We start from the raw sequence: 6,341 nt of genomic DNA on the forward strand, positions 1-6,341 counted from the left end.
GAAAATCCTATTCTTTATAAAAATGTAAAGTTGCAAGGGATGGGTTCTGGAGGAATAAAATCCAATGGCGAAGCGGTAGCGGGTTCTGTGATCGACGGGAAATTCTTCCTTGCCCATATCGACCAGTGGCTTGCTAAATTGAACAGCATAGATTTTGACGGACCTGAATTCGTGCCAGTGGATCAAGTAAAGGATATCAGTAGAGGTCAAGTTCTGACAGTGGTGGCTAAGGCCGGGGCTTTTAGCGACGCCTTTAAACCGCAGATAGATGGGTTTAGAATTACCGGAGCAAGAGGCGAAGATGGCGGAGGGTTATACGCCAATGCTCACTGTAATTATCTTGTCATCAGCAATAATGTGATTCAAAGCAACGGCGGCGGCTTTGGCGGCGGCATTACGATCGGAAGAGCTTATGTGGGAGATAACTTTAACAACCATATGCACCTTCATCATAATCGTATTCTGAATAATGGCGGAATCAGTTTGGCCGGCGGCATTGGCATATTTAACGGAGCCGATGACTATAACGTCGAGTATAACCATATTTGCGGCAACTATTCGGCAGAATATGGCGGCGGCATTTCGCACTACGGCTTAAGTACAGGCGGCCAAATACACCATAACTTTATCGAATTCAACGCTTCTTTCGATGAAGGGGCCGGTATATTCATAGGCGGAGAACAGCCTGTACCTCCGCAAACATTGACCGCAGGCTCCGGGGAAGTAGCTATTTACAATAACATGATTCGCGGAAATCTGGCCAACGATGACGGGGGCGGCATCCGGCTTCTCCAGCCGAGAGAATACAGAATAATGATTTACAATAATATGATTGTTAACAATGTTTCTACCGATCTGGGCGGTGGAATTGCTCTGGATGATGCTTCCAATGTAGTCATTATGAATAATACGATTGCGAAGAACATCACAACAGCTACTGCTGAAGACAGCGATGGCCAGGCACATGGTGCAGGATTGGCCAGCGAAAAGCATAGTGCCGCCTTCCAAGCCACACTTCCTCCAGGCATGCCTGATTTCAGTAATCCGGTTCTGTTTAACAATATATTCTGGGACAATCGGGCAGGTATTTTTGATCAAACATTAAATGGCGGCAGAGGCGGCATAGCAGGCATTGGAAATTACGGAGAACAAACAAATGTTATCGATTTAGAAGTATTTGGCACCCCTACGCTTGAACATTTCTATCCGCAGTACTGCAGCCTGACCGTGCCATATGCCGGAGGAAGCAATAATATTGCAGCAAACCCCATGTTTGTACAAGAATACAATATCCAGCTAACTGCAGTGGCCTTTAACATGGAGCCAGATTTTAAATCTGTAAAAATCATAACGGTTGTTCCACAAAGCTTGGGGGACTACCATCTAACAAATGGATCTCCGGTAATTGGCCAAGGTACAGCACAAGTCACGATTGGAGCGGAAACTTTTCATGCGCCGGATTTAGATTATGACGGCAATACCAGACCGCAGGATATGAGCTACGATATTGGGGCTGTTGAGTATGTTGTTCCATAGTCCGACAAAGGAGTGGTATAAATGGCAGTCATTGAAAAGCGTTACGGCGCCACTGATGGATTGATTCATATGCCTGACGGAACAAGCCACTATACTTTTGGTTTTTGTGATATTAGCGGCGTCCCAGAAAACGAAATTTTTGAATATCGCGGAAAAGCCACTTTGTTGGCGCCTTTGTTAGAGATATACGAAGGAGATGAAATTTATCTGACCTTAACAAATCTCGGGTTTCCGGTCAGACCGGATTTAGATGATACGCATACGATTCACTGGCATGGTTTTCCAAACCAAATCCCTATATGGGATGGCGTGCCGGAAGCTTCGATCTCTGTTCCAGTAGGTAGAAACTTTCAATATTATTATAAGCCGCTAGGCCCCGGCACATATATGTACCACTGTCACTTTGAACCTGTGGAACATATTCAGATGGGGATGGTAGGACCTTTAATCGTCCGCCCCTTACTTGAGAAAAACCCGGTTTACAGCGGCAGAAAATTTGCTTATAACGACATTTCGTCCGAATTTGACCGTGAAATTTTAATTTTTCTCACAGAACTGGATAAAAGACCTCATGCCCTGATCGCAGACGTTCAAGCATTCGATTGGACCGAATATAGTCCGCAATATTGGATGATCAGCGGAAGATCGTATCCTGATACAGTCAATCCGCCGGATGATCCGAATTTTCCACTACAGCCCTATTCATCCTTGATGGAATCCTATACCGGGGAAAAGATATTGTTGCGTTTTGTGAATTTAGGGTTTCAGGAACACAGCATTCAACTGCTGGGAATTCCTTTAAAGATTGTGGGGCAAGACGCTAAATTATTGCGAGGGTATCATAATGAAGATACGAGTTATTGGAGAAATACCGTCTTTATTGCCCCTGGTCAAACCATAGACGCCATTTGTACTCCCCCACGTTCAGGGAAATATATTCTTTATAACCGCAGCCATCAGAAAAATACGATTGACGGAGTATCATTTGGAGGAATGATTACAGAATTGAATGTCATTGAACCATAATTTTTATCAAATCATTTTAAGGAGGGAAATTATGGCTACAATAGATCTTTGGGCAAAAGAAGGTTACTTGAGTATCCCTGACGGCAACAGCATCTACTTCTGGGGGTTTTCCAAAGGTGAAAACGAGCCAGTTCAGTTGCCGGGACCTCATATCATTGTAACAGAGGGAGAAACGGTCATTGTAAATTTGACCAATACATTGTCTGAGCCGGTTTCGATCTCATTTCCCGGACAAACGGGAGTTATGGTCGGAGGGCAACCCGTGCATCCTCAGTATAGCGGCGATCAATTGTTATCTTTTGTGAACTACGCCGCACCTGGTGGAGGGACGGTTTCCTATACCTTTACTGCAGCCCATCCGGGAACTTTTATTTATGAAAGTGGAACGAACCCGCATAAGCAAGTACCTATGGGATTATATGGCGGATTAGTTGTACGTCCTTCGGATTATGATCAGATTGCGAATAAAACAGCTTACGGTGCAGGGACCGATACTGAATTTGACCGTGAATATTTAATCATTACAGGAGAAATAGATGCGAATCTGCATCAGGCGGTAAAGGAAGGCAAACCATATCTAGTCAGTAATTATTTGCCTCGTTACTGGACCATGAATGGACGCTGCGCACCTGACACCATGACGATGGAACATGTCGATACCCTTCCACACCAGCCCTATAGTTCTATGATTTTCGCAGAACCTGGTGAAAAAGTGCTGATCCGATATATTGGTGCAGGCATTGACAATCATCCCCTTCACCCTCATGGAAATCATACCAGAGTCATAGCATTGGACGGTAGATTATTGAGAAATGGCGCTGAGGACCGGTCTTATGAACGCTTTACAGTTGTGGTTAGTCCAGGTCAAACTTATGACCAAATTTATAAGTGGGACGGATTAGGGTACGCCCCTAACAATCCTATTCCGACCATTTTGCCTAATCTGCGGAACATGGGCATAGGTGATATAGGAGGCACGATGTGGAGCGGTAGTCCATATCTTGGGGAAAAAGGCGACATACCTCAATCCGTAGTATCATTTAATGAGTCCGGAGAGTACCAATTCATGCTGCACTCCCATTCAGAACCTAAAATTACCAATTGGGGCGAATTTCCCGGAGGATTAATAACGATGATCGCTATATATCCGTCACTTTCTCAAAATGTGGGAAAACTAGAATAAATTGTTGGTAAAGGAGCATAGAACATGGGAACCGTTACAAAGAGCTTTTGGGTCAAGAACGGTACGTTATCTTTACCTGGCAAAACGATTCCTTTTTGGGGACTGTCTACGTTTAACGGCTTTCCCCAAGTTCCCGGCCCTAAAATTGAAGCAATAGTTGGAGATATCTTACAAATAATATTATTTAACAATTTTTTAAATTCAGTTCCTATTGGAGAGCCGGTATCCCTCATTTTTCCAGGGCAGGAACATGTTATGGCCAAACAAATAACATCTGTAGCTTACCAGCCTGTACAACCTCAATTTTCCGGAGGTGAATTAATATCGCTGACGGACTATGTAGAAACTGCAAATTTTTCTTCTCTGAAAGCACTTATCTATAAGTTTGAAGCTGCCAAGGCTGGAATCTATCTTTTCGAAAGCGGGACGCATGCGGAAAAACAGATCCAAATGGGGATGTATGGTGTTATTTCAATAAAACCCGTAGGGTACAATATCCTCGGCCATCCGAACTATAAAACAGCTTATGGAGCGGGAACACGCTCGAAGTATGACGTAGAAAAAGTACTGGTCATCGGGGAATTTGACAGTGTAATGCATGACCAAGTCGTTCCCAACGTTTACTATAATATGCTGCAATTTAAACCGGATTATTGGGTGATCAACGGCCGATCTTTTCCGGATACACTAAATGGTGATCTAGTTTCCAGCCAACCTTATGGCTCTCAAATAAGTTGTCAAGCAGGCGATCAGGTATTACTGAGAGTCATCAACGCCGGCTACCAGAATCATACTTTTTATTTTGGGGGACTTATCGGGCGAGTTGTGGCCGAAGACAGCTTTCCCTTGGTCACCGGGTTGATAGATGGCACCTATGAAAAGACAGGAATTACTTTAGGATCGGGTCAGAGCGTGGACGTTATACTCACTCCGACTACCCCAGGTGAATTTTATTTGTATGATAGAGAATACAATCACCTAGTGAATCAAGACCAGTTTCCGGGAGGAATGATGACTAGAATAGAGGTTTCTCCTAAGTTTTAAAATTGAAAAAATATCTGCGTAAAAAGGAGGACTTAATAAATGTCTAAAAGACTGAATGTTCTGAATATTGGTCCGTTTCAAGTGCCGTCAGCTCCTGACTTTTTTTCGTATACGATCGAAAATTATAATAATATGCTTAATATTGTGTTGACAAATCCGATATGTAGGACTAGCAGAGTAAAAGTCAAAGTGGTACAAAGCAATGTTTCCGTTTATCCTGCTATTAGTCCTGAAACAGTTGTCTTATTTCAGGATGTTATTCTTCATAAAAATGAGTCTACCATGTTGTCTTTAGAAATTTCCCCAACAACGATCTTGCGTGTAAGAGTTGAAGGTAAATATGTTAAGAAGGTTGAGGTAAGTGTCATCGGAGGATACGGTGATCCTTCAACCGGTGAGATTTTTGTAGCTGACCCGAACTTGCTGTTCCGACAACCAAATTTTCCAGACTAGTTAGCGGACAATCAGCCCAAGTTGAACAGACAAACGGAGTACCTTAAGAAACTAATATCGATATTCACATAAATTCATTTCATGGGGGCTGTCCCATAAGTAGATTTTCTACTTGGGGTCGAGCCTCCATTTTTTTCTTTTCGTTCTAATACCCAGTATTTCACTTTTCATTTCTAATATAAACATGATAAGGGGGATAAAGATGCCTGAAACGAATCAACCATTAGGTAAAATCAAAATAAAAATCAATGAAAGAGGGATTGCCGAGGAGTTGCTTCTCATCCAAAATAAAACAAGAATTCTTTTTATTGATCAAGAAGGAGAAAAAATAAAAACAACATGCCATTCAATACCTGGAAAATATAACTATAGTAAAAAGGATTTAGAGTACAACAATCAAAGTATCTTAAAAGAATTAACCAATTCGAATGCGAAACAAAAAATGATTGTTATTGTATAGTTTAAAACAAATATAAAACCCCGTGCCAAAAAACACAGGGTTAATTGCTATACAGATTTATGAAAGTTTACTTAATACCTTATCGATATACTGTCTCGTTTCTGCAAAAGGTGGAATTCCCGCAAAACGATCAACATTTCCTGATCCAGCGTTATAAGCTGCTAATGCTAATTTGATATTCTGGTACTTGTCCAATAATTGACGTAAATATTTAACCCCACCTTCAATATTCTCCTTTGGATCAAAAGGATTTTGTACCCCTAAAGATTCTGCAGTCTTAGGCATTAATTGCATAAGTCCCATCGCCCCTACCTTAGAAACTGCATTAGGGTCAAAGTTGGATTCTACTTGGATCACCGCTTTTACCAATTCGGAAGAAACTTGATATTTTTGTGAAACTTTATCAATTATATCTTCAAAGTCAGTTTTGCTATACCTTTTGTAATGTAATATGGGTGGAATTGAAACGGATCTAACTAACCCACCCTGATTTTGATTTAAAGGACTGCCTTTTTCTAATTCTTGATTTAATATTTCATCAAATTTGGATTCGACGCCATACTTCTCCTCATTTTGCTTGGCATTGATTTGTGCAAGTAATAGATATTTGATTAGGAGATCGTTTGTAGACGATTCAAT

Annotated in this window: 7 protein-coding genes; 6 read left to right on the forward strand and 1 reads right to left on the reverse strand. The window is 41.7% G+C overall.

From position 1 onward, the window contains the following. The 6 genes from U473_RS14535 to U473_RS05680 all read left to right on the forward strand — a co-directional run. The coding region (locus U473_RS14535) for a choice-of-anchor Q domain-containing protein (protein WP_201024153.1) at positions 1-1,536 on the forward strand (1,536 nt) is incomplete at its 5' end. Positions 1,537-1,557: 21 nt separating this feature from the next. Next, positions 1,558-2,562: a multicopper oxidase domain-containing protein gene (locus U473_RS05660; RefSeq protein WP_068724233.1), complete on the forward strand. Its 1,005-nt coding sequence runs from the start codon at positions 1,558-1,560 to the stop codon at positions 2,560-2,562. Positions 2,563-2,593: 31 nt separating this feature from the next. Beyond that, complete coding sequence (locus U473_RS05665; RefSeq protein WP_068724235.1) at positions 2,594-3,745, forward strand: multicopper oxidase domain-containing protein; 1,152 nt, start codon at positions 2,594-2,596, stop codon at positions 3,743-3,745. Between the two features lie 24 nt (positions 3,746-3,769). Continuing rightward, positions 3,770-4,789, forward strand: coding sequence for a cupredoxin domain-containing protein (locus U473_RS05670; protein WP_068724237.1), 1,020 nt, complete (start codon positions 3,770-3,772; stop codon positions 4,787-4,789). 39 nt (positions 4,790-4,828) lie between these two features. Next, entirely contained in the window at positions 4,829-5,242 is a 414-nt protein-coding gene (locus U473_RS05675; RefSeq protein WP_068724239.1) for a hypothetical protein, read from the forward strand. Between the two features lie 202 nt (positions 5,243-5,444). Then, positions 5,445-5,702, forward strand: coding sequence for a hypothetical protein (locus U473_RS05680; protein WP_068724240.1), 258 nt, complete (start codon positions 5,445-5,447; stop codon positions 5,700-5,702). A gap of 57 nt (positions 5,703-5,759) precedes the next feature. Here the strand turns inward: U473_RS05680 and U473_RS05685 are convergent, their stop codons facing one another. Continuing rightward, positions 5,760-6,341: a lytic transglycosylase domain-containing protein gene (locus U473_RS05685; RefSeq protein WP_068724241.1), complete on the reverse strand. Its 582-nt coding sequence runs from the start codon at positions 6,339-6,341 to the stop codon at positions 5,760-5,762.

This window comes from Tepidibacillus decaturensis, from assembly GCF_001561915.1.
GTDB lineage: Bacteria > Bacillota > Bacilli > Tepidibacillales > Tepidibacillaceae > Tepidibacillus_B > Tepidibacillus_B infernus.

Bases quoted from the DNA above. Each gene is read 5' to 3' on its own strand.
- U473_RS05660 (WP_068724233.1), top strand. From the start codon at position 1,558: ATGGCAGTCATTGAAAAGCGTTACGGCGCCACTGATGGATTGATTCAT.
- U473_RS05665 (WP_068724235.1), top strand. From the start codon at position 2,594: ATGGCTACAATAGATCTTTGGGCAAAAGAAGGTTACTTGAGTATCCCT.
- U473_RS05670 (WP_068724237.1), top strand. From the start codon at position 3,770: ATGGGAACCGTTACAAAGAGCTTTTGGGTCAAGAACGGTACGTTATCT.
- U473_RS05675 (WP_068724239.1), top strand. From the start codon at position 4,829: ATGTCTAAAAGACTGAATGTTCTGAATATTGGTCCGTTTCAAGTGCCG.
- U473_RS05680 (WP_068724240.1), top strand. From the start codon at position 5,445: ATGCCTGAAACGAATCAACCATTAGGTAAAATCAAAATAAAAATCAAT.